The 24,585-nt window shown below is 63.0% G+C and carries 24 protein-coding genes and 1 pseudogene; 13 read left to right on the top strand and 12 right to left on the bottom strand.

Annotated features, from left to right (window positions below):
* Positions 1-6: 6 nt before the first annotated feature.
* Both ABCW43_RS13080 and ABCW43_RS13075 read right to left on the bottom strand, forming a co-directional pair.
* The gene (locus tag ABCW43_RS13080; RefSeq protein ID WP_345924935.1) at positions 7-1,320 is read right to left on the bottom strand and encodes an MFS transporter; all 1,314 of its coding nucleotides are present in this window, start codon (positions 1,318-1,320) and stop codon (positions 7-9) included.
* 76 nt (positions 1,321-1,396) lie between these two features.
* Positions 1,397-1,915, bottom strand: a complete 519-nt coding sequence (locus ABCW43_RS13075; RefSeq protein WP_345924933.1) for a GNAT family N-acetyltransferase — start codon at positions 1,913-1,915, stop codon at positions 1,397-1,399.
* A gap of 277 nt (positions 1,916-2,192) precedes the next feature.
* Between ABCW43_RS13075 and ABCW43_RS13070 the strand changes: the two genes are divergently transcribed.
* Entirely contained in the window at positions 2,193-3,182 is a 990-nt protein-coding gene (locus tag ABCW43_RS13070; protein WP_345924932.1) for a glutathione S-transferase family protein, read from the top strand.
* 38 nt (positions 3,183-3,220) lie between these two features.
* On the opposite strand, the gene ABCW43_RS13065 is transcribed toward ABCW43_RS13070, so the two are convergent.
* On the bottom strand, positions 3,221-3,709 hold the full coding sequence (locus ABCW43_RS13065; protein WP_345924930.1) for an NUDIX domain-containing protein: 489 nt from the start codon (positions 3,707-3,709) through the stop codon (positions 3,221-3,223).
* A 65-nt stretch (positions 3,710-3,774) separates the two neighbouring features.
* On the opposite strand from ABCW43_RS13065, the gene ABCW43_RS13060 reads away from it, so the two are divergent.
* From ABCW43_RS13060 to ABCW43_RS13050, 3 genes are all read left to right on the top strand, one after another.
* Positions 3,775-4,728: a metallophosphoesterase family protein gene (locus tag ABCW43_RS13060; protein WP_345924928.1), complete on the top strand. Its 954-nt coding sequence runs from the start codon at positions 3,775-3,777 to the stop codon at positions 4,726-4,728.
* Positions 4,729-4,826: 98 nt separating this feature from the next.
* The gene (locus ABCW43_RS13055) at positions 4,827-5,312 is read left to right on the top strand and encodes an RNA polymerase sigma factor (RefSeq protein ID WP_345924926.1); all 486 of its coding nucleotides are present in this window, start codon (positions 4,827-4,829) and stop codon (positions 5,310-5,312) included.
* A gap of 2 nt (positions 5,313-5,314) precedes the next feature.
* Positions 5,315-6,160, top strand: a complete 846-nt coding sequence (locus ABCW43_RS13050; RefSeq protein WP_345924924.1) for an anti-sigma factor family protein — start codon at positions 5,315-5,317, stop codon at positions 6,158-6,160.
* Between the two features lie 255 nt (positions 6,161-6,415).
* On the opposite strand, the gene leuA is transcribed toward ABCW43_RS13050, so the two are convergent.
* Positions 6,416-8,137, bottom strand: a complete 1,722-nt coding sequence (gene leuA / locus ABCW43_RS13045) for a 2-isopropylmalate synthase (protein ID WP_345924922.1) — start codon at positions 8,135-8,137, stop codon at positions 6,416-6,418.
* 439 nt (positions 8,138-8,576) lie between these two features.
* Here leuA and ABCW43_RS13040 point away from each other — a divergent pair, with 439 nt between their 5' ends.
* From ABCW43_RS13040 to ABCW43_RS13030, 3 genes are read left to right on the top strand one after another with little or no spacing between them, the layout of a single operon-like run.
* On the top strand, positions 8,577-8,897 hold the full coding sequence (locus tag ABCW43_RS13040; RefSeq protein ID WP_345924920.1) for a hypothetical protein: 321 nt from the start codon (positions 8,577-8,579) through the stop codon (positions 8,895-8,897).
* A 3-nt stretch (positions 8,898-8,900) separates the two neighbouring features.
* Positions 8,901-9,269 carry a hypothetical protein gene (locus ABCW43_RS13035; protein ID WP_345924918.1) on the top strand — a complete coding sequence of 123 codons (369 nt, stop codon included), beginning with the start codon at positions 8,901-8,903 and terminating at the stop codon, positions 9,267-9,269.
* Positions 9,270-9,317: 48 nt separating this feature from the next.
* On the top strand, positions 9,318-10,367 hold the full coding sequence (locus ABCW43_RS13030) for a DNA/RNA non-specific endonuclease (RefSeq protein ID WP_345924916.1): 1,050 nt from the start codon (positions 9,318-9,320) through the stop codon (positions 10,365-10,367).
* A 22-nt stretch (positions 10,368-10,389) separates the two neighbouring features.
* On the opposite strand, the gene ABCW43_RS13025 is transcribed toward ABCW43_RS13030, so the two are convergent.
* Positions 10,390-11,571: a benzoate/H(+) symporter BenE family transporter gene (locus tag ABCW43_RS13025; RefSeq protein ID WP_345924914.1), complete on the bottom strand. Its 1,182-nt coding sequence runs from the start codon at positions 11,569-11,571 to the stop codon at positions 10,390-10,392.
* A 286-nt stretch (positions 11,572-11,857) separates the two neighbouring features.
* On the opposite strand from ABCW43_RS13025, the gene ABCW43_RS13020 reads away from it, so the two are divergent.
* The 3 genes from ABCW43_RS13020 (at position 11,858) to ABCW43_RS13010 (ending at position 16,769) form a co-directional block, all read left to right on the top strand.
* Positions 11,858-12,802 carry a sensor domain-containing diguanylate cyclase gene (locus ABCW43_RS13020; protein ID WP_345924912.1) on the top strand — a complete coding sequence of 315 codons (945 nt, stop codon included), beginning with the start codon at positions 11,858-11,860 and terminating at the stop codon, positions 12,800-12,802.
* Between the two features lie 135 nt (positions 12,803-12,937).
* Positions 12,938-15,634 (top strand): bifunctional diguanylate cyclase/phosphodiesterase, encoded by a 2,697-nt coding sequence (locus tag ABCW43_RS13015; RefSeq protein WP_345924910.1) that lies wholly within the window; start codon positions 12,938-12,940, stop codon positions 15,632-15,634.
* Between the two features lie 106 nt (positions 15,635-15,740).
* Positions 15,741-16,769, top strand: a complete 1,029-nt coding sequence (locus tag ABCW43_RS13010) for a MerR family transcriptional regulator (RefSeq protein ID WP_345924908.1) — start codon at positions 15,741-15,743, stop codon at positions 16,767-16,769.
* A 117-nt stretch (positions 16,770-16,886) separates the two neighbouring features.
* Here the strand turns inward: ABCW43_RS13010 and ABCW43_RS13005 are convergent, their stop codons facing one another.
* Positions 16,887-17,477 (bottom strand): ATP-dependent Clp protease proteolytic subunit, encoded by a 591-nt coding sequence (locus tag ABCW43_RS13005; protein WP_345924906.1) that lies wholly within the window; start codon positions 17,475-17,477, stop codon positions 16,887-16,889.
* A 214-nt stretch (positions 17,478-17,691) separates the two neighbouring features.
* Between ABCW43_RS13005 and ABCW43_RS13000 the strand changes: the two genes are divergently transcribed.
* Together ABCW43_RS13000 and ABCW43_RS12995 are read left to right on the top strand one after the other, a co-directional pair.
* Positions 17,692-18,276 carry a HupE/UreJ family protein gene (locus ABCW43_RS13000; RefSeq protein WP_345924903.1) on the top strand — a complete coding sequence of 195 codons (585 nt, stop codon included), beginning with the start codon at positions 17,692-17,694 and terminating at the stop codon, positions 18,274-18,276.
* 97 nt (positions 18,277-18,373) lie between these two features.
* Positions 18,374-19,225 (top strand): DUF2076 domain-containing protein, encoded by an 852-nt coding sequence (locus tag ABCW43_RS12995; protein ID WP_345924901.1) that lies wholly within the window; start codon positions 18,374-18,376, stop codon positions 19,223-19,225.
* Positions 19,226-19,290: 65 nt separating this feature from the next.
* On the opposite strand, the gene queF is transcribed toward ABCW43_RS12995, so the two are convergent.
* The 3 genes from queF to ABCW43_RS12980 form a co-directional block, all read right to left on the bottom strand.
* Positions 19,291-19,755, bottom strand: coding sequence for a preQ(1) synthase (gene queF, locus ABCW43_RS12990; RefSeq protein WP_345924898.1), 465 nt, complete (start codon positions 19,753-19,755; stop codon positions 19,291-19,293).
* On the bottom strand, positions 19,752-20,666 hold the full coding sequence (locus ABCW43_RS12985) for a cation diffusion facilitator family transporter (RefSeq protein WP_510749645.1): 915 nt from the start codon (positions 20,664-20,666) through the stop codon (positions 19,752-19,754). The genes queF and ABCW43_RS12985 overlap by 4 nt, the downstream gene beginning before the upstream one ends.
* 130 nt (positions 20,667-20,796) lie before the next feature.
* The gene (locus ABCW43_RS12980; protein WP_345924894.1) at positions 20,797-22,377 is read right to left on the bottom strand and encodes an MFS transporter; all 1,581 of its coding nucleotides are present in this window, start codon (positions 22,375-22,377) and stop codon (positions 20,797-20,799) included.
* A gap of 185 nt (positions 22,378-22,562) precedes the next feature.
* On the opposite strand from ABCW43_RS12980, the gene ABCW43_RS12975 reads away from it, so the two are divergent.
* Positions 22,563-23,516, top strand: a complete 954-nt coding sequence (locus ABCW43_RS12975) for a LysR family transcriptional regulator (RefSeq protein WP_345924892.1) — start codon at positions 22,563-22,565, stop codon at positions 23,514-23,516.
* Between the two features lie 45 nt (positions 23,517-23,561).
* On the opposite strand, the gene ABCW43_RS12970 is transcribed toward ABCW43_RS12975, so the two are convergent.
* The 3 genes and pseudogenes from ABCW43_RS12970 to ABCW43_RS12960 all read right to left on the bottom strand — a co-directional run bounded on the left by ABCW43_RS12970 (position 23,562) and on the right by ABCW43_RS12960 (position 24,584).
* The gene (locus ABCW43_RS12970) at positions 23,562-23,864 is read right to left on the bottom strand and encodes a HigA family addiction module antitoxin (RefSeq protein ID WP_345924890.1); all 303 of its coding nucleotides are present in this window, start codon (positions 23,862-23,864) and stop codon (positions 23,562-23,564) included.
* Between the two features lie 27 nt (positions 23,865-23,891).
* Positions 23,892-24,047, bottom strand: a pseudogene (locus ABCW43_RS12965) (type II toxin-antitoxin system RelE/ParE family toxin); the annotation flags it as partial.
* A gap of 33 nt (positions 24,048-24,080) precedes the next feature.
* A complete protein-coding gene (locus ABCW43_RS12960) occupies positions 24,081-24,584 on the bottom strand; it encodes a GNAT family N-acetyltransferase (protein ID WP_345924889.1) in 504 nt (167 codons plus the stop codon).
* Between the last annotated feature and the right edge of the window lies 1 nt (position 24,585).

Below are 24,585 nucleotides of genomic sequence, written 5' to 3'. Positions count from 1 at the left end.
CGGCGCTTAAGCCAGGGAGACCTGGCGCGTTTCCGCATTGATCATCGTGGCGGCAATCGCCGCGACCACCAGCAGGCCGGCAAAGATGCCGATTGTCAGGCCGAGCCCCTGCACCACGACGTAACCGACCAGCGATGGCGCAAGCAGGCCGCCGAGGCGCGCCATGGCGCCGGCAGCTCCCATGCCGGTCGCCCGCGACGCGGTCGGGTAGAGTTCCGGCGTATAGGCATAAAGAGCACCCCAGGTGCCGAGCAGCGCAAAGCTCATGATCAGCAGCGCTGCCCCGACCAGGAGGGCACTCGGTGCAACGACAAACATCAGGCAGCCGAGCGCCGAAAGCAGGCAGAATCCGATCAGCGTCGGTTTGCGACCCCATTTTTCCACACCATAGGCGGCAAGCGCATAACCTGGAAGCTGGGCAAGCGCGACCAGAACCAGGAAACCGTAACCGCGTACGAAACCGAAGCCCTCGCCAGCGAGTCTCGCCGGCATCCAGGTGAAGACTCCGTAATAGGAAACCGAGACGAGGAACCAGATCGCCAGGATCATGATGCTGCGCTGGCGCAGATCGCTCGAAAAGATGCCGGTCGTCTTGACCGGTGGCGGCGAAACAAGGTTGGTGCCGGCCCCCAGCGGCATGTGGCCGTTGACGGCGAGCATCCGCTCGACGATCGCCTTGGCCTCCTCGTTGCGGCCGGAGCGCAGCAGGTAGAGCGGCGATTCCGGCACCAGGAAACGCAGGCCGATGCCGGCGATGGCCGGAATGGCGGTGACCGCGAAGATATAACGCCAGGCATCCGCGACGCCGGCAAGGCTTGCGGCCCAAGCAGCAAGCGCCACGATCAGCGTTCCGATCGCCCAAAAACCTTCGAGCAGGACCAGCCAGCGGCCGCGGTTCCTGGCGGGCAGGAATTCCGCCATCATCGCATAGTCGACCGGCAGCGTGCCGCCGACGGCAGCCCCGGTGAGAAAGCGCAGCACAAGCAGGATGGTGAAATCCGGTGCAAAGATGGAGAGCGTCCCGAACAGCGCGTCGCAGGCAACCGTGACGATCAGTACCCGCCGCCGGCCGATCCGGTCGGCGAGCCTGCCGAAACCGAGCGCGCCAAGCAGCATTCCGAGGAAGAATGCGGTGCCGGTCTGCAGCGCCTGCGGCACGGTCAGCCCGAAACTTGCCGCAATCGAGGCGGCGGTGAAACCGACCGCCAGAACCTGCATCGCGTCGGCCGTCCAGACCAGGCCGAACACACCCATCAGCCGTCGCTGATAGGTCCCCGCTCCGGCGCGGTCGAGCGCCTCGTCCATGGTGATTGCTGCCATCGGCCTGTCCCTCGCGCGTTCCGAATCGTACGGCCGGCATGGCCGACCGATCCTCGAAAGGCTTAAAGGAATTGGCCTATCCGCGCCAGCCGATGACGCCTTTCAGCCGCGGATGGACATCCTCGCCGAGCGGCACGACCAGAACCCGGCCGGGATCGACAGGGCCTGGGAATTCCAGCGCGCCATAGGCGACCTTCTCGAACCCGAGCGGGCCGTAATAAGGCGGGTCGCCGACCAGGATCACCGCTTCCGAACCCTGGCGCCTCGCCGCTTCGATGGCGATCCGCACCAGTTCCCGGCCAATGCCCTGGTTCTTGTGCGACGGCCGCACCGCAAGCGGTCCGAGCAGGTGGCCCTTCACCGAGCCGGCATAAACCGGCGTCATCCGCACGGAAGCGATCGTTTCGCCATCATCGGCGCAGACGAAGGAGAGTGTGCGGTCATGCGGCCCCTGCTCGCGGATGCGGGCAGCGGCGCGGGTATGCCGGCCGGGGCCGAAGGCTTCCGCATTGATGAGTTCGATGACCTCGTCATGGGACGAGTCTTCCGTGAGATAAACGAGGTCGTGCTTATAGAGAACGTTGTGCTGAGACATAGGGGACCGAAGCCGTAGGATAGAGAGCGGACAGGACAAGGGATCTCGATGACGCCATGTCGGCGTCTTGGTCGAAAATCAGCGTCGTCGCAGTGCCCGTACTTCAGTCATGACCCATACTTCGGTAGTGGAGGAGTTTTCCTCAAAATCCGGAAAGCGCATTAGCAGGAAAAATTTCTCGCGTCCAACGCAAAAACACAGCGTTCATAAAATCTTGCCTCGTATTCGGCGGACAGTGCCGTATCTATGGCCTCAAGGAAACTCCAAGGAGATCGCCATGGGCAGGCTCGTCGAAGGAAAATGGCAGGACGTCTGGTACGACACCCAGGAAAACAAGGGCCATTTCAAACGGGCCGAATCGCAATTCCGCAACTGGGTGACTGCGGACGGTTCCGCCGGCCCCTCGGGCAAAGGCGGCTTCAAGGCTGAGGCCGGGCGCTACCATCTCTATGTCTCCTATGCCTGTCCCTGGGCGCACCGCACCCTGATCTTCCGCAAGCTGAAGAAGCTCGAGGACCTGATCTCCGTCTCGGTCGTCGACTACCTGATGCTGGAGAATGGCTGGGAGTTCAAAAAACGTGACGGCGCCACCGGCGACGACCTGTTCGGCTCGGACTATCTCTACCAGGTCTACCTGAAGGCGGACCCGAACTATTCCGGCCGCGTCACCGTGCCGGTCCTGTGGGACAAGCTTGAGAACACGATCGTCTCCAACGAGAGTTCGGAAATCATTCGTATGTTCAACAGCGCCTTCGACGGCCTGACCGGCTCGGCGGCGGATTTTTACCCGCAGGCGCTGCGTGGCGAGATCGACGAGCTGAACGCCATCGTCTATGACACCGTCAACAACGGCGTCTACAAGGCCGGTTTCGCGACCGCCCAGGAAGCCTATGAGAACGCCGTCACCCGCCTGTTCGAAACGCTCGACATGCTGGAAAAGCGCCTTTCATCCAGCCGTTACCTCTTCGGCGACACCACGACGGAAGCAGACTGGCGCCTGTTCACCACGCTCTTGCGCTTCGATCCGGTCTATGTCGGCCACTTCAAGTGCAACATCCGCCGCATCGCGGACTACCCGAACCTGTCCGGCTATCTCGCTGATCTCTATCAGCAACCGGGCATCGCCGAGACCTGCAACCTCTTCCACATCAAGCACCACTATTATGGGAGCCACAAGACCATCAACCCGACCGGCATCGTCCCTGTTGGCCCGATCGTGGATCTTGATGCGCCGCATGGGCGGGAGAAGGTGAAGCGGGCGGCTTGATTTTTTGAAGTGTCGGCCCCACGCCTACGCTCCCACCCTCACCAGTAATCCGCCCGCTCTACCTCGCCGCTCAACTCCTTCAACCGCCGCAGCGTCGCTGCGGTCGTATTCTCCGGCAGCGCATCCAGCGCAAAGAACCCGCTCTCGGCAATCTCCCGGTCCGGCGCACGCGGCTTCGTCTGCTCCACCGTCACCCGATAGAACAGCACATGGTCGCGCTTGCTGGCATTGCGATTGTAGTAGGCGTGGAAAAGCGAAATCTCCCCGCGGATTTCCAGATTACCCTCCTCGCGCAATTCCTTGCGGAGCGCGTCAAGTGCCGTCTCCCCGCGCTCGACGCCGCCGCCCGGCATGTACCAGCCGGGCACATAGGTATGACGCACGAGGAAGACGCGGCCTTGTGCGTCGAAGCAGGCGGCGCGCACGCCGAGCGTCATGCCGCGCGTCAGCATGAAGACCCGGTGCAGCAGCCAGACGACGATCCGGGTGCGCCCGTTGCGGATTTCCGGCACCCCTTCCCGGCTCATTCATAACTCCGGGAGCGCCCAGAAAATCGATAACGATTTCTGCGCTCATGCGTTATGTGTGCGCCATGTTCAAATTCGCGCATATCTCCGACATCCATCTGGGGCCGCTTCCAAAACTCACGCTTCGCGAGCTGTTCTCGAAGCGGATCACCGGGTTTGTGAACTGGCACCGCAATCGGCGCAAGCACCTTTTCGTCAATACGCTCGACCTGCTTTTAAGCGATTTGAAGACGCGCGAACCGGACCAGCTCGTCATCACCGGCGATCTCGTCAACCTGGCGACCAGGATCGAGACGCGGCTTGCCGGCGAGTGGCTGCGCACCATCGGCGACCCCTATGATACGACGGTCGTGCCCGGCAATCACGACGCCTATGTGCCCGGCGCGCACGACAAGTCGGTCAACGAATGGTACCCGTTCATCAAGAGCGACGACGATCCGGCCGAATGGCCCGAGGACGACCATATCTTCCCGACCCTGCGCCGGCGCGGTCCACTCGCCATCATCGGCTGCTCGACCTCCAATGCCACCTTGCCCTTTTCGGCGTCGGGTTATTACGGCTCGCGACAGGCCCGCGAGACGGTCAACCTGTTGAAGAGAGCGGGAGACGAAGGCCTCTTCCGGGTGGTGCTGATCCACCATCCGCCAATCCGCGGTGCGGCCTCCTCGCACAAGCGCATGCTCGGCATCCGTCGTTTCGCAGCCGCGATCTCCACCGGCGGCGCGGAACTGGTGCTGCACGGGCATACACATCTCAATACGCTCTACTGGCTGCGAAGCCATACCGGCAACGTGCCGGTGGTCGGCATCGCATCAGCGTCCCAGGGGCCGGGCGGACACAAGCCGCGCGCCGCCTACAACCTCTTCACGCTTTCTGGTGAGCCCGGCGCCTGGAACCTTCTCTGCGACCGTTATGGCCTCACCGAACGGGCCGACGGCGTTGCGCTCGACAACAGCCGGCTTCTCTACGGTGAAGAGCCTGCGACGATGTCGATTCCGCAAGTCGCGAGAATGTTGTAGAATCAAAGGCGCGATTGTTGCGGAATCGCCACAATCCCGTCATAGCTATGAGTTCGTTCCGCTTGTTACAGTAGATCACAGGTAAGCCGCTCCTATACATGACCCAACCGAGCCCATCGACCGACATCCGGCGCGATCTTGTAGCGCTCCTGCCGCGCCTGCGCCGTTTCGCGCTGACGCTGGCCGGAAGCGCTGCCGAGGCCGATGAGCTGGTGCGCGAAGCGGCCGGCAGGGCGATCCAGAAAAGCCATCACTGGAAGGGCGAAGGCCGACTGGAAAGCTGGATTTTCAGCATGATCCGCAGCACCTCCGTGGACGAAGCCAAGAAGCGCCGTCGCGCTGAAGGCAATGCCGCCGACGACGCTTCGGCGGCCGGAAGTTCCCGCCCGTCGAAGAAGGACGCCCTCGCCTGTCTGCCGGACGGGCTGGCGAGCGTTTTCCTGCTCGCCGATGTGGAAGGTTTCGCCCATGCGGAGGCGGCAGCCATCCTCGGCATCCAGCCGGATCTCTTTGCTGTCCGCCTTTGCACCGCACGTCTCAGCCTGGCGGCGGCCGCCGCCGAAACGAGCGAACGGAGAGCGTGAGGATGAACACCCCCCGGCCCTCGCCGCTCGAACTGCGGCTTTCCGCCTATATCGATGGGCGAACCAGCGACGATGACAGGCATGACGTCGAGGAACTGCTGGTCAACGACCCGCAGACCCGATCCCTGCACGACGCGCTGAAGCGCGGCGCCGATCTCGGAAGGCGCGCGTTTGACGACATGCTGAAGGAACCGGTGCCGCTCGATCTGGTGCGCACCATCAAGAATGCGCCGCTGCCGCGCCGGGCCATACGCCTGCCGCAGGGGCCCCGCCCAACCCTTTCCTTCAAGCCGTCCGGCCTGCAGGCGGTCGCGGCCTGCGCCCTGTTTTTCGTGCTCGGCGGCGGCATCGGCTATATGATCGGCGGCAACCCCGCGGTGCCGCAGTTTTCGATGATTTCCATGCCCGGCGCCAGCAGCCGCGACTGGCTGGACGATATCATCGCCCATTACCGCCTCTATTCGCGCCAGACGAACCACCTCGCCGAAATCCCCGCCGAAAGGCCAGCCGATATCCTCGAATGGCTGACCACCAATACCGGCGTCGGTTTTCGGATCCCCGATCTCAGCGACAGCGGCCTGACCTTCCAGGGCGCCCGGCTGTTTGCCGCCGGCGGCGGGCCGGTCGGCCAGCTTCTCTACCGCCGCACCGATGGCGAAGGAGACGGCGACGTGATCGCCATTTCCTTCACCAAGACCCGGCCCGAGGGCAACCGCTCGATCGAGGAAATCCGCAACGACACCGGCCTCGTCTCCTGGGTCACGCCGCTTGCCACCTACATGGTCGTCGGCCCCTCGTCGGCAGCGGATCTCGACGATATCGCGGCGAAGGCTGCGGGGCTGATCTAGGCGAAGGCGGTGCAGTTGATCTAGCTCAACCTCGGACCCATGGCCTCGGCATAACCTCCGTTCAAACCAATGGAGGTCAATCATGCCAATCGAAACCATAGTTGTCGTCAGTTTCATCGTGGGTGCATTTGCCGTCTTTGCAGCCGCTCTTGCGTTCGCCAGCGCGACGTCGAGCAAGTAATCCCGCCCTGCGAATGAAAAAAGCCGCCCGAAAAATCAGGCGGCTTCTCTCCTATAGCCATGCGGTAACGAGGTTCATCGCTTCCCTTCCAGCACCCTATTCGCCGCCGAGACGATCGCCTCGAGCGAGGCTGCGACGATGTTCTTGTTGATGCCTGCGCCGAACAGTTTTCCGTTCGGGTGCTCCATCTCCACATAGGCGATGGCGGACGCGTTCGAGCCGTGTTGCAGCGAATGTTCGGAATAGTCGGCGACCGAGAGTTCGATGCCGAGATAGGTCGAGAGCGCGTTGATGAAGCCGTCGATCGGCCCCGTGCCCTTGCCTTCGATCCGCTTCGTCTCGCCGCCGTCGGTGATCTCCGCTGCGACGACGCGGACGCCCTTGTGGTCGACCCCGGCCGGAAAGGTGTGGTGATCGACAAATTTCAGCCGTCCGCCGGGTTGTTCCACATAACGCTCGATGAAGCTGTCATAGATGCGCTTGGCGGGAAGCTCCACGCCCTCTTCGTCGGTAATCCGCTGGATCTCCTCGCGGAACTCGACTTGCAGGTTGCGCGGCAGGTTCAAGCCGTAATCCTCGGCCAGGATATAGGCGATGCCGCCCTTGCCCGACTGCGAATTGATGCGGATGATCGCCTCGTAGGAACGGCCGACATCGCGCGGGTCGATCGGCAGGTAGGGCACTTCCCAGACCGGATGATTGGCAACCTTGATCGCCTTCATGCCCTTGTTGATCGCATCCTGGTGCGAACCGGAAAAGGCGGTATAGACCAGTTCGCCGACGTAAGGATGGCGCTCGGGGATGACCATCTGGTTGGAATATTCGTAGACCGCCTTGATCCGCTCGATATCGGAGCAATCCAGCTCCGGATCGATCCCTTGCGTGTACATGTTGAGCGCCAGCGTCACCACATCGACATTGCCGGTGCGCTCGCCATTGCCGAACAGCGTGCCCTCGACACGGTCCGCACCCGCCATCAGGCCGAGTTCCGTGGCAGCGATGCCGGTGCCGCGGTCGTTATGGGGATGCAGCGAGATGATGATGTTCTCGCGGTTGTCGAGATTGCGGCACATCCATTCGATCTGGTCGGCATAGATGTTCGGGGTCGCCATCTCCACCGTCGAAGGCAGGTTGAGGATCAGCTTGTCCTCGGCGGTCGGCCTGATCACTTCGGTGACCGCGTTGCAGATTTCCAGCGCCACTTCCAGTTCGGTGCCGGTAAAGCTCTCCGGCGAATACTGGAAGCGAAACCCGCCGCCCGCCTTCGCCGCCATGTCGGTGATCATCTTCGCCGCATCGACGGCAATCTGCTTGATGCCGGCGACGTCCTTGGCGAACACCACGCGTCGCTGCAGCTCGGAGGTCGAATTGTAGAAATGGATGATCGGCTTGTGGGCGCCTTGCAGCGATTCGAAGGTGCGGGTGATCAGCTCCGGCCGGCACTGCACCAGGACTTGCATGGACACGTCTTCCGGCACGCCGCCCTCTTCCACGCACCAGCGGGCAAAGTCGAAATCGGTCTGCGAGGCCGACGGGAAACCGATCTCGATTTCCTTGAAGCCCATGTCGAGCAGCATGCGGAACATGCGGGCCTTGCGGTCGTGGCCCATCGGGTTGACCAGGGACTGGTTGCCGTCGCGCAGGTCGACGGAACACCAGATCGGCGCCTTGGTGATGGTTTTGGAGGGCCAGGTGCGGTCGGGAATGTTGATGGTCGGGTAAGCGCGGTATTTCACGGCCGCGTCGGGCATGCCGGATTTATGGCCGGATTTCGGGGAATGGGTCTTGGCGTCCATGGTCGTCGTCTCTTCTCGCTTCACGCGTCGCTCGGCATCCGTCAGGGGAACTGCCGTTAGGCGATGCGGACCTCTAGCGGTCTTTTGTGGCCTGGTCTTGAATGTTCGTGAGAGGAGCTCTTATGCCGGGCGGGCTTTCGGCCGCCGGGCGCTCCTCAACGGACCCGGCAACCGCGCGTAAGGTCGAGGCTAAGAAGCGAGGAAAGCGCAAATACCATCGTCCCGGCCGCGGTGCGGCGGGTAGACGAACGGTCGGACATGATTGCGCCTGTCATGGTCATGAGGCGCTTATAGCCGCTGGATCCGGCGACGGCAAGCCCACCCTCACCGACTACGGAAAATCCGCGCATCACACCAAATGGGCGAATTTGGATCAGGAATTCCCCTTGACAGGCGACCGGCCAAGATTAAGGTTAATCAACCTATGGGGGAATATTCCATGGCTGACCTCTCTTTTGTCGCGACCATTGCGCTGGTCGCGCTGCTGGCGGCTTTCGCCTTTGTCACACTTATAAAACTGTTGGATGGCAGTATCAGCATGGGTGGAATGCTGGCAAATGGCAAGGACCAACCGAACGATCCGGAGCGTGTCCTCATGCTGATCGGCACGATCACCGGCGCCCTTGCCTATTTCTCCTATGGGTTGAAAACGGGCGTTGTCGACGGAACGCTTCCGCCTGTCCCGCAGGAAGCGGTGATGGCGCTCGGGGGCAGCAATTTTCTCTACATTTTCGGCAAGATATTTCGGCCAGGGAAGTGATCCATGTCCATATTCGATCCGCAATTCATTTCGCGCCTCGTCGCCATCGTCGTCAGCATCATCATCCTGGCGCTGGCTGCAGCCGTCATCAGGGCGATCTGGAAAAACGACATCAACCTCAATCACCTCCTCAGCGAATCGCCGCAGGCCGGCGCCCCGCCGGACGAGGTGCCGAAGGCGAGCCTCAGCCGGTTCCAGATGCTTGTCTTCACATTCGTCATCGCGGGGCTCTATCTCGTACTGTCCCTGGAAACGGGGACGCTCATCGACATACCTGAGGGTGCTCTTGCGCTGATCGGCATCAGCAGCGGGACCTATGTGCTTGGAAAGGTGATCAGCGGCCAGAAGCCGCCGCCCGCCGACGACAAATAAGATACCGCGGACAAACGAGACCGACGGGTGGAGCGACAGGAGGACCCGATGCGCAGGGTATTTGGCATTTCCGGCGGAATGATAGCCGCGATACAGCTTGCCACCTCAGCAGGCATGCTTGCAGTCTCGGCCGGCAAGGCGGATGCGGGCGACGCGCTGCCGGCGGATCTTCAGGCCTGTGCTTCGATATTCGACCCCGTGGGGATGCCGTCCGGCACGGATGGGGCCGACGGGCACGAATACACGTTCCAGAACCGCAGCCTGCCGCCGGCCCCCAATCCGCCATTCCTTTATCGCTGTCATCTCGGCGGCTTCGCATTGCGGTTCAATGGCGTCACCAAAGTGCCGGATTGGGTTGCCGAGGATATCGTCCCCGAGGAGGTCGGCAGCGGCGCAGAACGCAGCGATGACTTCTTCGTCGACAAGACCCTGCCCGAAGGGTATTCCGCATTGCTTTCCCATTACAAACACAGCGGCTACGATCGCGGCCATCAGGCACCGGCGGGAGATTTTTCGGCAAGGCAGGATCTGATGGACGAGACCTTCGTCCTCTCCAACATGGGGCCGCAGGTCGGCGCCTGCTTCAACCAGGGTATCTGGCGCGAGTTGGAAACGGCGATCCGCAACCTGTTGCCGACCCGCCCCCGTCTTATCGTGTTCACGGGCCCGATCTTCTCAGGCCCGTTGAAGACCGTAGACGACGTCAAGGCCGAACGTCAGGCCAAAGCGGCGAAAGTGGCCAACCCGCCGCCGACGACACCCGCAGCCATCACCCCTCAATCTCCGGCCACCGGACAGCCGGCCCCTCCGGCATCTTCTGCCACCGAAGTGAAACCCGCCGACGCATCCGCTGTCGCGACGGGCTCGGTCGCGATCCCGACGGCATTCTTCAAGATCGTCTATGCGGTGGAGGAACAACGGGCCATGGCTTTCCGCTTCAAGAACGAGGCACGGTGCAAGACCTCCTATGCGGCAGAGGAATTCCGCACGACGATCGACGCGATCGAGGAAGACACCGGGTTCGATTTCCTGGCCGCCCTCTCCGCCCGCCGGCAAACCATTCTCGAAAGGCAGATATCGCCCTTCTGGACGTGGTGAACTCGCCCGCCCCACCCCTCGTTCAAGCCCGGCGTTTGACAGCCCGCTGCAACCCCATCATCACTCCGCCAGCCACCAGCCCCCAGAACGGCCCGGAAATCCCCGCAAAGGAGAGGCCTGACGCCGTCACCAGGAAGGTGATCGCCGCGGCTTCCCGCGTTTCCGGGTCGCGATAGGCGGCAAAGGCCGCGTTGGCAAAGGCGCCGATCAGGCCAAGGCCCGCAACCGCCTGCAGAAGGATCGGCGGCGCCAGCGACACGAAGGCGATGATGCCGCCGGCGATCAGGCCGAACACGATATAACCGAAGCCGGCGACGATCGCCGCCCAGTAGCGTTTGGCAGGATCGGGATTGGCATCCTCGCTGGCGCACATCGCCGCCGTGATCGCCGCCATGTTGACCGGCACGCCGCCGACGAGCCCGCCGAGGATCGAGAAGATGCCGGTGCCGGCAAACATCACGGCCGGCGGCGGCTCGTAGTGGTGCACCTTGAGGATCGCCATGCCGGGAATGTTCTGCGAGGCCATGGTGACGATGAAGAGAGGCAGCGCGACGGAGACCGCTCCGTGCAGGGTAAAGACCGGCGTGATGAAGGTGAGCTCCGGATGGATCGCCGCGCCGATCTGCGTCATCGCATCCGGAGCAAGATCGACACCAAAAATCAGCACCAGGATCAGCGCGCCGAGCGAAGCCGGCACCGCCCACAGGCGCCACCTGGAAACGACAACCATCCATGTCAGTACGATCGGCAGGCCGAGCGCAGCATTGAAGGCGACGGCCTTCACCGGCGCGAGGCAGAGGCTCAGGAGGATGCCGGCGAGCATGGCATTGGCAAGCGGCGCGGGTATCAGCCGGATTGCCCGGCTGAGCGGCCGGAACAGGCCGGAGAGAACGATCAGCACGCCGCAGACCACGAAGGCGCCGACCACGGCCGGAAACCCGCCCTCGATCACGCTGATGCCGGACAGCAGCGCCGCACCCGGCGTCGACCAGGCGATGCTGATCGGCATCCTGTACCAGCTCGAAAATACGATCGCCAGCAAGCCCATGGAGATCGATTGCGCCAAGAGCGCCGAGGCGATCTCCGGCGCGGTCGCGCCCATCGCCTGCAGCCCCTGCATGATCACCGCAAACGAGCTGACGAACCCGACAAAAGCGGTGAGCAGCCCCATCATCAGGGCCGAAACGGTAAAATCCTTGAACATACGGGCGGGGACTCGTGAATTTCAAAGTCCGCAATCGAACATAGGCCCGCCGGCAAAGGCAAGGTGCGTTTGCGGCAAAAGGGTACGGCCGGGTGGGAAAGCCATGGCAGCAGTCGACCAATTGCCTTTGCCGGCTGCCGGCCCCGCCCTTTTGTTCGTGCCTGCGCATATTCGCATCTGTTGATAATTTGGAAGGAGTTTGGCGGTAGTCTTTGAACCGTGCGCCCGTTGCTTCCGGTCGGTCCCGGCCATGCAGCCCGGATTGCATCAACGCCCGGGAAACGCAATGACGGCAGCTTACCTTGCGCCAGAGATAGAGATCGGACGGGAGACCGCCTTTTCCCGCGATCAGCTTTATTTCATTCTGTCGGCACTCCCGGACCCCTGCTTTGTCCTCACCCGCAGCGGCCGCTATGCCGCGCTCTTCGGCGGCAAGGATACCCGCTATTATCATGACGGCAGCAATCTCGTCGGCAAGAGCCTCTATGACGTCCTCGTCTTCGAGAAGGCGCACCGCTTCATGCGGGAAATCGAAAAGGCGCTCGCCTCGCGTTCCCTGCATATCGTCGAATACAGCCTCTCCGGCAGCGACGTGAAGGGGTTGGAGAATGACGGCCCCGACCATCCGATCTGGTTCGAGGGGCGCTTGCAGGCCCTTGATTTCGAGGTCGACGGCGAGGATGCGATCGTTTGGGTCGCCAGCAACATCACCGAAAAGAATGCCGTCGAGAACCAGTTGCGCCACCAGAGCGAGACCGATGCGCTGACCGGCTTCTTCAACCGCCGCAAGCTGATGGACGTGCTCGCCCTGAAATTTGAGCTTTTTCGCGACGAGCATATCCCGACATCGGTGTTCATGTTCGACATTGACCACTTCAAGACCGTCAACGACGAGCTTGGACATGCGGTGGGCGATGCGGTTCTGAAAGCGATCGCCGACGTGTGTCGCCGGGAGTTGCGCAAGACCGACTTCCTGGCTCGCCTCGGCGGCGACGAGTTCGTCGTAGTGATGCCCGCCACCCGGCAGGAACACGGCACCGTCATTGCCGATCGGCTGCGCCAGCGTGTCGCCTCCGAGGTCAGGGAGACGCTTGGCCATCACGCCACGATCAGCGGCGGCTTGAGCGAATTCCTGCCGGCGGATGCCTCCTGCGAGGATATTCTGAAACGCGCCGACGACGGCCTCTACCGTTCCAAGCGTGCCGGCAGGAACCGGATCAGCCCCGTATAGGCACGGGCGTGGTTCCATTTCCGTACAAACGGGATTTTGTGCCTCTTCGGCGCGTGATTGCGTAACTGACACGCAGGTAAATTAGACAATCTTAAATTTTGTCGGCGACAGTAAGGGATACCATCGGAAATCTCCATGACCTGGCTGCCCTTCATCTTGAAATCGAAATCGTCTGGCCTTCAGTTTTTCGGCCTCGGATATTTTTTCCCGGCCATCCTTGCCGTTGCCGGCCTGTTGGTCGGGGTGGTTCGCGCCGATATCGAGAAACGCGAGCAGTATCATATGGCGGAGCAGGTCAAGGCAGCCGAGCAGCTGGCCAAGGTGGCGGCGAGCCTCGAGACCAATATCCACGGCAACGTCAACCTGATCTACGGGCTGGTCGCCGCCATTGCCGCCAACCCGAACATCAACCAACCGCAATTCACGGCGCTTTCGGAACGGATTTTCAGCGTTCCTTCGCAGATGCGCAATATCGCCGGCGCCAAGGATCTGGTGATCGGCCTGGTCTATCCAGAGGAGCCGAACAAGAAGAGCCTCGGCCTCGACTACCGCACCAACGAACTGCAGAGGGATGCCGTGATGAGAGCCGTCGAGCGGCGGACGCTCGTCATCACCGGCCCGGTCAACCTGGTGCAGGGCGGCCAGGGGCTGATCGCGCGCTATCCGGTGTTCTCGCTTGCCAACGGCCGGTTCTGGGGTGTCGTTTCGGCTGTCATCGATCTCGATCGGCTTTATGCGGACAGCAACGTCAATACTCAGCGCCAGACACTCGACATCGCGATTTCGCAACGGCCCATTCCCGCCGCGCCCGATATCTTCCTCGGCAACCTGGCCATATTCTCTCAAGATCCCGTCAAGTCGAGGATCGAGCTCGGTTACGACACCTGGTACCTCGCCGCTGTCCCGAAAGGCGGATGGCAGGGCTCGCCGCCGGACATGTTCAGCTTCCGGATCACCGCACTCCTGATCGCCTTCTGCATTGCCGCCCCGCTGATCTGGGCAGGGCTGCTGATGAAACAGCGCCACGGCAATATCCTTACCCTGCAGCAACGCGAGGAACAGCTGGAAACGCTGTCCCAGCGCCTCGAACTGGCGCTCCAGGCCTCAGGCGTCGGCGTCTGGGAATATGAACCTTCGACCAATACGCTGATCTGGGACCGGCGCATGCGCGAACTCTACAGTGTGTCGCCGGACCGGGTCGCCCTGGAATATGCGGACTGGCGCAATGCGCTGCATCCCGACGACCTGCAAGCTGCCGAGACGTATTTCCGCAAGACACTCAAGGAAGAGACGAGCTACCGCACCGAGTTCCGGGTCGTGTCGGGTAGCGGCGAAATCCGCCATATCCGCGCGCACGGCGCCACCTACCGGACCGCGAGCGGCGTCAAGCGCGTGGTCGGCGCCAATTGGGACGTCACGAGGGACGTCACGCTGCATTCAGAACTGCAGCTGGCGCAGACGCAGGCCGAGTTGCAGAACGACGAATTGCGTGCCGCGAGGCGCACGCTCGAACACCAATCGCTGCACGACGCCTTGACGGGCTTGCCGAACCGACGCTTCCTCGACCAGTTCATGACCACCGGAAAGAGCCAGGCTGCCGATCACCGGCTGGCATTCATCCACATCGATCTCGACCGCTTCAAGGAAGTCAACGACACGCTCGGTCACGCTGCCGGCGATGCCGTCCTGAAGGCCGCCACGTCCCGCCTGCTCGATCTGATCGACCACGACGAGTTCGCCTCGCGCATCGGCGGTGACGAATTCGTCGTCGTGACCGGGGGTGCGGAACCGCAGCGTCGGGCCGAATATCTAGCCCAGTCGATCGTCAACACCCTTGCCCGCCCCATCGATATCGGCGGACACGAATGTCGCATCGGCTGCAGCGCCGGCATCGCCTGCCAGAGCGATACCGGCGAGGAATTGAGCCAATTGCTGATCAACGCCGACATCGCGCTCTATGAGGCCAAGAAACGCGGCCGCAACCGCGTCGAGGTGTTCTCCAGGGAGCTTCGCTCCGCAGCCGTGCTGCGCAAGCGCATGTCCGACGAGTTCCTGAGCGCGCTCGAAAGCGACCAGATCATCCCGTTTTTCCAGCCCCAGTTCGATGCGCATTCGCTCGCCATCGTCGGTGTCGAGGCGCTGGCGCGCTGGCAGCATCCCCAACGCGGCCTGCTGGCGCCGGACAGTTTCCTGGCGATCGCCGAGAGCCTGCACCGGGCGGCCGATATCGATGCCATCATTCTCGAAAAGGCGCTCTTCCAGTCGGTGAGATGGAGCGCGCTCGGGCTCGATATCCCGCATCTTTCCGTCAACATCTCGGCGCAGCGCCTGAAGGACGAAAGGCTGTTCAAACGGCTGGCCGAACTGCCGATCACCCCCGGGACCCTGTCGTTCGAACTTCTCGAATCGATCTCCTTCGAGGATCAGGACAAGGAGCAGAGATCCGCAATTCTCGACCTGAAGGCACTCGGAATCGATATCGAGATCGATGACTTCGGCACTGGCCACGCCTCGATCGTCAGTCTTCTCGAACTTGGGCCCAAGCGGCTGAAGATCGACCGCAAGCTGATCGCACCGCTCGAAGCCGCCGGCTCGCAGCGCCGTCTGGTCGCCTCGATCATTGAGATCGGCCGCTCCCAGGGCATCGAAATCGTCGCCGAAGGCGTGGAGACCACCGCGCATGTGGACATCCTGCGCAGCCTCGGCTGTCAGACGCTGCAGGGTTACGTCTTCGCAAAGCCGATGCCTGCCAACGACTTCATCGCCTTCGCAACGGACTGGCAGGCCGGCAACCGTTCGCCGTTGGAACCATCGGCGGCGCTGGCCGACTGAGTGGGCCATCTCCCGAAAAAAACACGAACCTCGCAAAACACCTGTTGACCCGACCCCTGGGGCTGCCCCGATAGGAAGAGCGGTCAACAACCGACGAGGTGATTCCTTGAGTTCTTCCGCACACTATCTGAACCCGTCCGATGCCGCCGAACGGCTCGGCATATCTCCCAAGGCGCTGCGTCTTTACGAACAGCGCGGCTTGATCGCTCCCGTCCGAACTGCAGCCGGATGGCGGACCTACGGCCCCGCGGAGATGGCCCGCGCCGGCGAGATCGCCGCATTGCGAGCCCTCGGCCTCAGCCTCGCGCAGGTGGCGCGCGTGCTGAAGGGCGATGCGCAGGAGCTCGCTCCCGCGCTTGCCGCCCATCAGGCGCGGCTTGAAACGGAGGCCCGCCGGATCGCCGAGACGGTCGAAAAAGTCCGCGCTCTGCGCACGGGCCTTGCCGGCGGAGAGCCGCTCGGAATGCACGAGCTGACGCGACTGACGCGTCCGGTGGCCGAGGTCGTCGCAGCGTTCGACCTTCCCTGGCCCTGGGGCGGCGAGCGCTTCGAACTCAGGGATGTCAGACCGCTCAACTACATCATCGGCCCGCTCGGCAGCGGCAAGACCCGGTTCGCGAAGGCCATTGCCGAACACCTTCCGGACGGGGTCTTCGTGGGTCTCGAACGGGCCGTCAACGACGACGCCAGGGCACGGATGGGAACCGATCCGGCTCTGAAGGCTCGCGTCGAACAGGCGCTTTCCTGGCTTCTCGACGAAGGTGCGGCGGAAACGCCTGCCCTCACCGCCCTCCTCGTCGCGCTGGAGGCCGACGGAACCGATATCCCGGTCGTCGACATGATCGAACAGGGCCTCGACCAGGCATCGCAGGAGGCGCTCGCCGCCTATCTGCGCAATCGCCGACCAGGCGCCCGTCCGCTCTTCATCATGACCCGATCCTCGGCGATCCTCGATCTCGGCGCCGTCGGACCGGACGAGGCGATCATCCTCTGCCCCGCCAACCACAGCTCGCCGAGCCGCGTCGCGCCAATTCCGGGTGCACCCGGCTACGAAGCCGTCGCCACCTGCCTTGCCGCGCCCGACGTCCGCGCCCGCACCGAAGGCGTCATCGCCTGGCGTCCGCAGGTCGCCTGAACCGCAGCGGCCCGCCGACCGGCAGGCGCCTCTCCGCGGCAGTGCGAGCCGGCACGCAACAAAAAGCCCCGCCAACATTCGCCGGCGGGGTTTTTTCAATTCAAATGGCGCAAGCGATCAGACTTCGCTCTGCGACGTCACGATCCGCGAAACCAGGCCATAGGTCTTGGCCTCTTCGGCGGACAGCCAGTAGTCGCGATCCGTGTCGGCAGCGATCTTTTCGACCGACTGGCCGGTGGCTTCGGCCATGATCCTGTTGAGCCGCTCGTTCATCTTGATGATCTCGCGGGCTTGGATCTCGATATCGGATGCCATGCCGCGGGTACCGCCGGACGGTTGATGAAGCAGGAAGCGGGTATTCGGCAAGCAGATGCGGCGTTCCTTGGGAACGGACACGTAGATCAGTGCGCCGGCCGATGCGACCCAGCCCGTACCGATCATCCAGACCTTCGGCTTGATGAACTTGATCATGTCATGGATCGAATCGCCCGATTCCACGTGGCCGCCGGGCGAGCTCACATAGATGCGGATGTCGTCGTCGCTGGCGGCCGAAAGCGCCACGAGCTGGGTGCAGACCTTCTGCGCCAGTTCCTGGGTGATCGTTCCGTAGATGAAGATCGAACGCGACTTGAAAAGATTCGCTTCCGTTTCCTTGCCGAGCGGCAGTTCCTTGGTCTTGTCGTCCTTGTCGTCTTCGTCGTCGAGCACGCTGAATGTCTCCTGCATCAGATTCATATACCGGACATAATGTGTTCGCCGCCGTAAAACAATGGAGCGCAGAGTCTAAGACGGCACCTTCCACGGACTAAGGTGAATGACGTAGTACAGAGCCTTCTGCCGCGACAATTGCCGATGGACAGCCAACAGGCGCTTGCCTATCCTCCGATGCCATTCCGCATCCGCATAATTTCAGGGGACCCAAATGCTGAAACGCCTTTCGCTTGCCGCCGCCATTCTTGCTGCCGCCGCCGCACCCGCCTTCGCACATCTCGATCCGGCAGAACACGGCTCGTTCCTGGCAGGTTTCTCCCATCCGCTGTTCGGTGCGGACCATATCCTGGTCATGGTCGCCGTCGGCTTGTGGGCCGTGCAGATCGCGAGCGACAGCCGCCGCAATGCACTATGGACAATCCCCCTGGCCTTCGTCGGCACCATGGCCTTCGGCTTCCTGCTCGCACTCGGCGGCGTCACCCTCCCCTTCGTCGAACCGGCGATCCTCGCCTCGGTGATCGGGCTTGGCCTGCTCGTCGCAACGGCGGTGAAACTGCCGGTTTCGGCGGCAGCGACCATCGTCGGCGTCTTCGCATTGTTCCACGGCCACGCCCATGGCGGCGAACTCGGCCCGGCAGGTGCCTTGGAGTTCGGCATCGGCTTCATGATCGCCACCGCCTTGCTGCATGCAGCCGGCATAGTGCTCGGCCTCGGCATTGCCCGCTTCAGCCCTTACACCGCCCGTATCCTCGGCGCAGGAACAGCACTTCTCGGCCTGTCGCTGGCTTTCGCCTGAGCCAGAAGATTACCGAAATGTAAGGGATACCGGCTTTGAAATGCCGGAATCCCTGCCTACCTTCTTGGTGACGGCAAACGCCTGCAAGGAGGCAAACATGTCACCGGAAGAACGCCAGCTTCTGACCGCCCTTTTCGACCGCATCCGCACCGCCGCCGCCACGCCGCGCGACCGGGATGCCGAGACCTTGATAGACCAGGCAACCCGCGAGCAGCCCTACGCCACCTACTATCTGGCCCAGGCCGTCATCGTGCAGGAAAAGGGCCTGGAAGCTGCCGCCAACCGTATCCGGGAACTGGAAGACCGTATCCACCAGCTCGAAGCGGAGACAAGCGAACATCACCGCGCCGAACAGAGCGGCGGGTTCCTGAGCTCGATCTTCGGCAGCGGCCAGCCTCAGCAATCAGCGCCGGCTCCCCGTCCGGGAATTCAAACCGGTCCCCAATCCGGCCCATGGGGCGCCGCCCCACGTCAAAGCTATCGCACCGGCAGCGATTATGACGATGGTTACCGCGCGCCCCCGCCCTCCGCCGCCCCCTGGAGTGGCCAGCCATCAGTTCCGTCAGCCGGCGGCAGCTTCTTGCGCGGCGCTTTGGGAACCGCAGCCGGCGTCGCGGGCGGCATGCTGCTCGCCAATTCGCTCTCCGGCATCTTCGGCAGCCACATGAACTCGCTCGGCTGGGGCTCGCCGCTCGCCGGCAGCAACCCGTTCGGCAGCGGCAACGCCCCGGCCGAGGAAACAATCATCAACAACAACTATTTCGGCGACGACGCCATCCGCCAAGCCTCGGATGACAAAAACACCGCCGCCAACACCAATGACGCAGCCGACAATCCCGGCTCGAATGCCGGCTGGCAGCAGGCCGATTACGGCAACGACGACTTTTCCGACGATCAGGCGGATTTCGACAACAGCGATATCGGCAGCGACGATTCGATGGACGTGTGAGTGACAACGACACCTACGAAAGACCCCTCCCCCTTGAAAGAAGGGGTTAGGGAGGTGTCTTCCCTTCACCCACGCCCGCGATACGTCGCCACCCCCTGCTCCGGCAGCCAAACGCCGGCCGGGGCCTCGCCCGTCTGCCAGAACACGTCGATCGGAATGCCGCCGCGCGGATACCAGTAGGCGCCGATCCTGAGCCACTTCGGGGCGAGCAGATCGACGATCCGCTTGGCGATGTAGATCGAGCAGTCCTCGTGGAACGCGCCGTGGTTCCGGAACGAATGCAGGAACAGCTTCAGCGACTTCGACTCCACCAGGAACCCGTCCGGAATATAGTCGATCACGATATGGGCGAAGTCCGGCTGGCCGGTCATCGGGCAGAGCGAGGTGAATTCCGGCGCCGTGAAGCGCACCACGTAATCGGTGCCCTGGTTGCCGTTCGGCACCTTTTCGAGAACCGCGGTTTCCGGGCTCTGCGGGGCTTCCACGTGAGATCCGAGCTGCGAGAGCCCGCTGATATCCGTCATCGTCATTTGACTGTTCCTTCAACGTCTACGTTCTGTCCATGGGCGCGCTCGCCTTCGGGCTCCACATGGATTGCCAATGTGGCGCCGGCAATACTCGCTTTGATCGCATCTTCCAAGCGGTCGCAGATTGCATGCGCCTCTTCGACACTCATGGCGGCCGGTACGACCAGATGAAAATCGATGAAGGCCGCAGCCCCTGCGCGGCGCGACTTGAGATCATGGACGCCGAGCGCGCCGACGGAATGGGTGGCGATCACCTCGCGCACCGCCGCCTCCTCGTCCGGCTCCAGCGCCCGGTCCATCAGCCCGCCGATGGAATGCGCGATCACCTTGTAGCCCTGCCAGAGGATGTTGACCGCCACCAGAATGGCGAGCACCGGGTCGAGGATCGCATAACCCGTCGCGAAGACGAGGATGAGGCCGACGAGCACGCCGGCCGAGGTTACCACGTCGGACATGATGTGCTGGCCATCGGCCGCCATGGCCGGCGAATAATGCGCCGTGCCGATCCGGATCAGCGTCGTTGCCCAGAGACCGTTGATGACGGCGGCAAGCGCATTGATCGCAAGGCCGAGCACCGGCGCATCGGGAAGTTTCGGCGCGAACAGCCCGTCCCAGGCCTCGCTGATGATCAGGAATGCCGCAACGATGATTAGTCCGCCTTCGACCACCGCCGACATATATTCCGCCTTGTGATGGCCGAACTGGTGGTCGTGGTCGGCCGGCCGCTGGGCGTAACGGATCACGAAATAGGCGATGAAGGCGGCAGCGACATTGACGAAGGATTCCAGCCCGTCCGACAGCAGCGCGACGGAGCCCGTCACCCACCAGGCCAGCATCTTCAAGGACATGACGCCGAGCGACAGCGGCATGCCCCAGAAGGCGAGCCGCTCGACGATTTTGACTTCCCTCGGCACGGTGTCTTCCTTTTTGCGCGTGCGAATGATTTGCAGGACCGAAGGCCCAAAACGGCGAAACCGCCGCAGCGAGATCGTCTCGCTGCGGCGGTTCCGGATGGCCTGCATATGGCTCAGATAAGCCGGTTTGTCAAAGGGCCGGCTGGCGTAATCGGGTTTCGTCGGATCGCGTCACGGCAGCAGCGGCCAGTTCCGCCTCCTCCGCGATATCCTCCGCCGTCTCACCTCCCCGCCCGAGGAAGAGGAACACAACGACCGCCGTCAGTGCCGTGATCGCGGTCAGCAGCCACAGGAGCGAGGAGAACCCCTGGCTATAGCCCTGCAGCAAGGCCGCCTGCCCCATCGACGGCAGCAGTCCCGCCGCATCCCGCAGGTCCCCGGTCACCAGCCGCTGCGCAATGGCACCCGCCTGGTCGCCGGCGCTGGCGCCGAGGTTCGCGCTGGTGAACGCTGAAAGTACCGCCGTCACCACCGCAAGCGCAACACCTTCGCCGGCGACGCGGGTGGTGCTGAAGATGCCGGTCGCCATGCCGGCCCTTTCCTTCGGCACGACGCTGACGGCCAGACCGTCCATCAGCCCCCAAGGCAGGCTGATGCCGACCCCGATGGTCAAGAGCGGCGCAATCAGCGCCATCGGCTGGGAACCGACCGGGAACTGGCTGAGCCAGAACAGGCCGCCCGCCGAGATCGCCAGGCCCGCACCGCAGATCGTCGCCGGCGCGAACCAGCGGGTCAGCAGCCCGGCCGCGATCGGCAGGATGAGCAGCGGCCCGGACAGCGCGATCATCATCCGCCCGCCGGCAATCTCGTCCATGCCCTCGATGCCGATGAACCGCACCGGCAGGAGGATGAGCAGCACCACGAACGCATAGGCCGGAGCGGCCGCCAACAGTTGCACGCCGACGAAGCGCGGATAGCGGAACAGCGTGAGGTCGAGCATCGGCCGCGCGACAGCCCGCTCGATCAGCCCGAAGGCTGCAAACAACAAGACCGAGGCCACAAGCATGACGATGACGAGCGGATCGTTCCAGCCGCTTTCCGGCGCCTGAAGCACGCCGAAGGTCAGCGCGGTCAGTGCAGCCGTAAAGCTGAGCGCTCCCCTCCAGTCGAGGCCGGAGGCATCCGGATCGCGCGATTCCCGCATGAAGGTCGCGCCGAGAACAAAGGCAATCACCGCAAGCGCAACCACCAGCACGAAGATCGCCGGCCACCCGAACATCGCGATCATCCATCCCGACGCGATCGGCCCGAAGGCGAGCCCGATGCCGAAACTGGCGCCGACGATGCTGAAAGCCCTGAGCCGCGCCGCGCCGTCGAATTCCTGGGCAAGCGAGGCCATGCCGCCGGAAAAGGCGGCCGCCGCGCCGATGCCCTGCAGCGCCCGCAGGACATCGAACCAGACGATATCGCCTGCAAAGGCGAGACCGACCGAAAAGAGTGCGAAGATGAAAAGGCCGCCCAGGAAAATCCGCTTGCGCCCATAACTGTCGGCAAGCGCGCCGGCAGCCATCAGCGTGCTGCCGAAGGAAAGCATGAAGGCATTGGTGGCCCAGTTGAGGGCGATCGGGCTGCCGCCGAGCGCCCGGCTGATGGCGGGAAGGCCGACGGCCGTGCCGGTGAAGGTCAGCGGCATGGCGACCGCCGCGCAGCAAACCGCGATCAGAACGAACAGCCGCGCGGCTGCCGTTACAGCATATGTGTTGTCTCTCATATCGGAGATTCCGCTGTGTTGGAGCAAAGAGGAGGGCGGGCGGCCTTTGGGAGAAGCCACCGCCTTGAACCCACCCGGCCGGAGGGTCTTGTTTCACCAACACAAGATAAATCCGATGCAATGCTTGGAAAATCCCGCGTCTGTTCCTTATATGGCGGAAGAAAACGCTCGAATGGGAGACGGCAATGGATCGCCTGGGTGGACTGACGGCCTTCGTTCGCACCGCCGATCTCGGCAGCTTCGTCGCCGCCGGCCGCGTGCTCGGCCTGTCGGCTTCGGCCGTCGGCAAGGCCGTCACCAATCTCGAAAAAGAACTCGGAGTCCGGCTTTTCCAACGCTCGACCCGCAGCCTGAGGCTCACCGAAGAAGGACGGCTTTTCCACGAACGGTGCCGCCGGGTGCTCGACGACCTGAACGATGCCGAAGCCTCGCTTGCCAGCGCCATCGCCGTACCGCGCGGAAAACTCCGGGTCAGCGCTCCGATCGTCACCTATCACCTGTTGCTGCCGATCCTGCCGGAATTCGTCGAGCGCTACCCGGAGATCGAACTCGATCTCGACTTCAACGACCGGATCGTCGATCTGATCGACGAGGAGGTCGACGTGGCGATCCGCAGCGGCAACCTGCCGGATTCGCGGCTGATGTCACGGACGCTCAGGCCGTTCCGGATGCTCCTATGTGCCGCCCCGACCTATCTCGACCGCCACGGCATTCCCGAATGCCCGCGAGAACTCGACGGCCATCTGGCGATCCTTTTCCGCTATCCGAACAGCCGCAAGCTGCAGGACTGGCCGATCACCCTGCCACCCGAAGGCGCCGAGCCGCACCTGCGCACCGCGCTCGCCTGCAACAACATGGAGGCGCTGCGCAGCACCGTCATCGCCGGCCTCGGCATCGGCTGCATGCCGGACTTCCTGGCAAGGGAACCGGTCGCCGACGGCCGGCTGCGGACCATCCTCGACGAACACCTGGACGCCCCCGGCCAGTTCCACCTCCTCTGGCCTTCCAGCCGGCACCTGTCGCCGAAGGTGCGGGTGCTGGTCGATTTCCTGAGTGAGAAGCTGTTTGCGGAAACGTGCGAGAGGTTGCCGGCGGCGATCAAAGCAGTGCCCACAGGCGATGCGATCGCGGCGGAATGAGTGGCGGGCTATTCAACTCGACTTGACCTGCCGACACGAAAGCAATCACGCCGCCGCTTCGTAGACCGGAATATGTTCAAGCGCGTCCTTGAGATTCTCCGCCTCGATCTTAAGATCGAAACTGTTCTGGAGGTTCATCCAGAATTCCGGAGAGGTCTTGAAGAATTTGGCGAGCCGCAAAGCGGTATCTGAGGTGATCCCGGTCTTCTGCGCGACGATCCGCTCGATGCGGGTGCGTGGAACATTGAGCTTCTTGGCAAGCGCGCAAGGTGTCATCTCCAGCGGCTCAAGATAGAGATCGCGCAGGATTTCGCCGGGATGGATGGGCGGAAGCTTGCTGACACTCAAATCGATCCCCTGTGTGCCACGATTGGCCTAGTGATAGTCGGTAATCTCTACCTCGTCCGGCCCGGCGTCTGTCCATACGAAGCAGATCCGCCATTGCTTGTTGATGCGGACGGAATGCTGCCCTTCCCGATCGCCCGAAAGTTTTTCCAGCCGATTGCCCGGAGGAGAGCGAAGGTCTTCAAGTATCAGCCACTGATACTAGCATTGACCAGTACCCTATCCGAAAACCACCGCCATCCCGATGCTATCGACATACCGCCCGTCGATCCTCACCGCATCCCGCGCCACGCCTTCCCGCACGAAACCGACCTTTTCATAAAGCGCGATGGCGCGTGGGTTGTCGGCATGCACATGCAGTTCGACGCGGTGGAAGCCGCGGTCTCGGGCCTGCCCGACTGCGGCGCGGATCAACCGCGTCCCCAGCCCCTTGTCACGGTAGCCGGGGATGATGCCCATGCCGAGCGTGCCGCAATGGGCAGCGGTCGGGCGCGGATGCCGGCGGATGTCGCACCAGCCGACCACCTCGCCGCCGACAACGGCAACGACCTGCGGATGTCCGTTCTCGATGTTGTCGAGCACGAAGGGCCGCACGTCTTCAAGCGGCGGCGCCTCCAGGAAGCTCAGGTATTTTCGCTCGCGCGAGACCATGTCGAGCGCCTTGTGGAAGCTCTCGATATGGTCCTCGCGGATGGATTCGATCGGGATGACTTCCGGCAACATC

The sequence above is a fragment of the Neorhizobium tunisiense genome, from assembly GCF_039631515.1.
Taxonomy (GTDB): Bacteria; Pseudomonadota; Alphaproteobacteria; order Rhizobiales; family Rhizobiaceae; genus Neorhizobium.
The sequence above is the reverse complement of the archived record's forward strand: the minus strand, read 5'-3'. Positions and strand labels throughout refer to the sequence as shown.

Coding starts and splice junctions, on each gene's coding strand:
- ABCW43_RS13080 (WP_345924935.1), bottom strand. CDS start 1,320: ATGGCAGCAATCACCATGGACGAGGCGCTCGACCGCGCCGGAGCGGGG.
- ABCW43_RS13075 (WP_345924933.1), bottom strand. CDS start 1,915: ATGTCTCAGCACAACGTTCTCTATAAGCACGACCTCGTTTATCTCACG.
- ABCW43_RS13070 (WP_345924932.1), top strand. CDS start 2,193: ATGGGCAGGCTCGTCGAAGGAAAATGGCAGGACGTCTGGTACGACACC.
- ABCW43_RS13065 (WP_345924930.1), bottom strand. CDS start 3,709: ATGAGCCGGGAAGGGGTGCCGGAAATCCGCAACGGGCGCACCCGGATC.
- ABCW43_RS13060 (WP_345924928.1), top strand. CDS start 3,775: ATGTTCAAATTCGCGCATATCTCCGACATCCATCTGGGGCCGCTTCCA.
- ABCW43_RS13055 (WP_345924926.1), top strand. CDS start 4,827: ATGACCCAACCGAGCCCATCGACCGACATCCGGCGCGATCTTGTAGCG.
- ABCW43_RS13050 (WP_345924924.1), top strand. CDS start 5,315: ATGAACACCCCCCGGCCCTCGCCGCTCGAACTGCGGCTTTCCGCCTAT.
- leuA (WP_345924922.1), bottom strand. CDS start 8,137: ATGGACGCCAAGACCCATTCCCCGAAATCCGGCCATAAATCCGGCATG.
- ABCW43_RS13040 (WP_345924920.1), top strand. CDS start 8,577: ATGGCTGACCTCTCTTTTGTCGCGACCATTGCGCTGGTCGCGCTGCTG.
- ABCW43_RS13035 (WP_345924918.1), top strand. CDS start 8,901: ATGTCCATATTCGATCCGCAATTCATTTCGCGCCTCGTCGCCATCGTC.
- ABCW43_RS13030 (WP_345924916.1), top strand. CDS start 9,318: ATGCGCAGGGTATTTGGCATTTCCGGCGGAATGATAGCCGCGATACAG.
- ABCW43_RS13025 (WP_345924914.1), bottom strand. CDS start 11,571: ATGTTCAAGGATTTTACCGTTTCGGCCCTGATGATGGGGCTGCTCACC.
- ABCW43_RS13020 (WP_345924912.1), top strand. CDS start 11,858: ATGACGGCAGCTTACCTTGCGCCAGAGATAGAGATCGGACGGGAGACC.
- ABCW43_RS13015 (WP_345924910.1), top strand. CDS start 12,938: ATGACCTGGCTGCCCTTCATCTTGAAATCGAAATCGTCTGGCCTTCAG.
- ABCW43_RS13000 (WP_345924903.1), top strand. CDS start 17,692: ATGCTGAAACGCCTTTCGCTTGCCGCCGCCATTCTTGCTGCCGCCGCC.
- ABCW43_RS12995 (WP_345924901.1), top strand. CDS start 18,374: ATGTCACCGGAAGAACGCCAGCTTCTGACCGCCCTTTTCGACCGCATC.
- queF (WP_345924898.1), bottom strand. CDS start 19,755: ATGACGATGACGGATATCAGCGGGCTCTCGCAGCTCGGATCTCACGTG.
- ABCW43_RS12980 (WP_345924894.1), bottom strand. CDS start 22,377: ATGAGAGACAACACATATGCTGTAACGGCAGCCGCGCGGCTGTTCGTT.
- ABCW43_RS12975 (WP_345924892.1), top strand. CDS start 22,563: ATGGATCGCCTGGGTGGACTGACGGCCTTCGTTCGCACCGCCGATCTC.
- ABCW43_RS12960 (WP_345924889.1), bottom strand. CDS start 24,584: ATGTTGCCGGAAGTCATCCCGATCGAATCCATCCGCGAGGACCATATC.